Here is a 3175-nt window from a genome sequence, read left to right on the forward strand (position 1 = left end):
CCCCCAGCCCCTCCCCGCAAGCGGGGAGGGGAGACAAAGCATAGCTTTGGCGGGGGTGGGGTTCTTCGGGTTTAATAAGTAATCAAGCGGACTTGATATGACCAATGACAAATGACTAATGACGAATTTGTTTAATCGGAATTTCAATCCAAAATTCTGTACCTAACCCAGGTTGAGAATCACATTTCAACACACCGCCGTGTTTATCTACGACAATCTGGTAACTAATTGATAACCCCAAACCAGTGCCTTTTCCCACTGGCTTAGTTGTAAAAAAGGGGTCGCAGATTCTTGCTCTGAGAGCTTCGGGTATTCCTGGGCCATTATCTGCAATGCGAATTACTACGCTTTTGATATTACCTTCAAGCTCTCCAATCGCAGTACGAATGGTAATTTGACTGCTATGGGAATTTGATTGAGATTCCGTGTAATCTTCTAAAGCATCGATCGCATTGCTTAAAACATTCATAAATACCTGATTTAGCGGCCCGGCATAGCACTCCACTAAAGGAAGGTTAGTATATTCTTTGACTAATTGAATCGCCGGACTTTCTGGTTTTGCTTTCAAGCGATGCTGCAAAATTAGCAAGGTACTATCAATGCCCTCATGAATATCAACTGGTTTTTTTTCTGCTTCGTCAAGGCGAGAGAAATTCCGTAAACCCAAGACAATCTGCCGAATGCGATCGACCCCAATTTTCATGGAAGATAGAGTTTTGGGCAAATCCTCCATGATAAATTCTAAGTCGATATCGAGTGCGCGATCGCTAATTTCAGGACTAGGGTTGGGAGTATTTTGCAAATAAAGGTCTAGGATACTGAGTAAATCTTGGGTGTAATCGTTGACATGATTGATGTTGCCATAAATGAAGTTCACGGGGTTATTAATTTCGTGAGCCACACCAGCTACCAATTGACCTAATGAAGACATTTTCTCAGTTTGGATCAGTTGGGTTTGAGTTTGCTGTAAATCATGCAAAGCTTGAGCTAGCTTTTGCGTCTGCTCTTTAGTTTGATTATGTAATTGCGCTTGTTGGAGTGCAACCCCAAGCTGATTGGCAATTTGAGTAATAAATTTAATTTCCGAGGCTTCCCAATGGCGGGGTGCAGAATTCTGGTAAGCTGCTAATAAGCCCCATAGCTGTTGCCCGATAAATATAGGTGCGATCGCATAAGCTCTTGCTTGAATTTGCTCTAAAGCCGTAACATGGCATTGAGAGTGGCCAGCTTCATAGATGTCATCGACTACAAAGGTTTCATTGTGACGATATCGCCCACCTTGGGTTTCTTGTAAATAGCTATCTTGCCAAACTGTCTTGGTATCTGAATCTACTAACTTTAACCAGTTATCACCCACAAACTCGGCGATATATTCACCACTCCAATCAGCATGAAAGCGATAGACTGCAACTCGATCTGCTTGTAGTGATTTACAGATTTCTTGGGTAGTTGTCTGAAAAATCGCATCTAGATCGAGAGATTCTCTAACTTTCGCCACAACTTCAAACAATACCCGTTGTTGTTCTGCTACTTGTTGCAAATCTAATGTCTGCTGTTGTGTCTGAGAGAGTAAATCAGCTTGCTGGAGTGCTACGCCCATTTGGGCGGCAATCTGACTGAGGAAGTTAACTTCAGAAGTTTTCCATTGCCGGGAGCCAGTGTGTTGATAAGTTGCTAGCAAACCCCAAAGTTTTTGCCCAACAAAAATCGGCGCAAGCACAAAAGCATGAATTTGGAACTGCTCTAGATTGTCGATATGACACTGAGCAAACCCCATCTTGTAGATGTCATCGACTGCAAATGTTTCATTGTGGCGGTAACGTCCTCCTTCTGTGTCTTGTAAGTAGGTGTCATTCCAAATTGTGTTAATACCTAGTTCCGACTCATTCGACCAGTATGGACTAGCAGCCTCAAAATCCCCGACAAATTCACCACCCCAATTAGCATCGAAACGATAAACAGAAACGCGATCAGCTTTGATTAATTGACAAACTTCTTTAGTTGTGGTTTGAAAAATAATATCTGTGTCAAGAGATTCTCGAATCTCGGCAATAACTTTAAACACAGCCTGTTGTTGTTCAGCTGTCCGTTGTAATTCAAGTGTGCGCCTTTTAACTTGGTGTTCTAAATTTTCATTAAAGGCTTGCACTTGTTGGTATAGTTCATACTGCTGAATTGCTGAAGCAAAGTGTTTACCGATGTCTGTAGCTAGATCAATTTCTTCGACTGTCCATTTTTGAGCTTGTGCTTTTTTAGATTCGCGCCAAACCTCAAACGATAAACGAGGGTAAAGCTGCCTTTGATCGCTGTCATACTGCCCCGCCCATAGGGTTTCTGTATCTATTTCGTTGCGAAAAATACTTAAATAGCCCAGTAATTGCTGACGATACTGAAGTGGGATCATCAACATACTGCGAATTTTAGTTGCTTGAAAAGCGGGTTGCAAACTTCGTAAGCTAGGAGTTTGATATATATCTGAAATCGCCCAAGTATCGTATTTCCCAGACTTGTAGTGTTCCTGCCAGACGCTATACTGCTCTATCAATGGATATATGGTTTGTTCTGGCATCACAGGTTGCTGCCCACAGACATAAAGCTTGGCACAAGTGTTTCCTGGTATTAAACATTCTGTTAAGCTGCTCATGTTGCCATTATGGGAATCAAAAGCTGCATTTCTAATGCAAAGCCTGCCACCAACTCCATTAAAGGCGGCAACAGCTGCTTCTAGGGCTGGTTGTAATACAATTGTCGGTAATGAATGTAGTAGGGTAGCAATGCGGTTAATGATAGCTTCCCGTTCGGCTGTTTTGCGGACTTGAGTGAGCAGGGTACTTTGAGCGATCGCCACTGACAGCTGCTCGACTACCATTTGTACTGCTTCTAGTTCATATTCTGAAATCAAACGCGCTTCAGAATTATGAGACACTAGTAGCCCCCAAAGTTGCTCTTGATAGATAATAGGCGCTACTACAGAAGACTTTACCCCCATTGCCGTCAAATATTCAACATGACATGGGTCTACAGGGCGGTAACGGATCTCCTCTGATATAGTTTCTCCATTTTCCAAGTCATGGAGGTGACTTTGACCAATCTCTTGAGTATCAACATTAACAACAGAACGCACCCGTAATTTAATAAATAGTTCACGAGCAGTAGGTGGAATATCATCAGCAGG

At 42.6% G+C, this 3175-nt stretch carries 1 protein-coding gene; it reads right to left on the minus strand.

The features are described 5' to 3' along the window. Nucleotides 1-115: 115 nt before the first annotated feature. The coding region (locus IQ229_RS20415; RefSeq protein WP_194046868.1) for a GAF domain-containing protein at nucleotides 116-3175 on the minus strand (3060 nt) is incomplete at its 5' end.

Origin of the sequence: Nostoc cf. edaphicum LEGE 07299, assembly GCF_015207245.1 — a bacterium.
Classification (GTDB): domain Bacteria; phylum Cyanobacteriota; class Cyanobacteriia; order Cyanobacteriales; family Nostocaceae; genus Nostoc; species Nostoc edaphicum_B.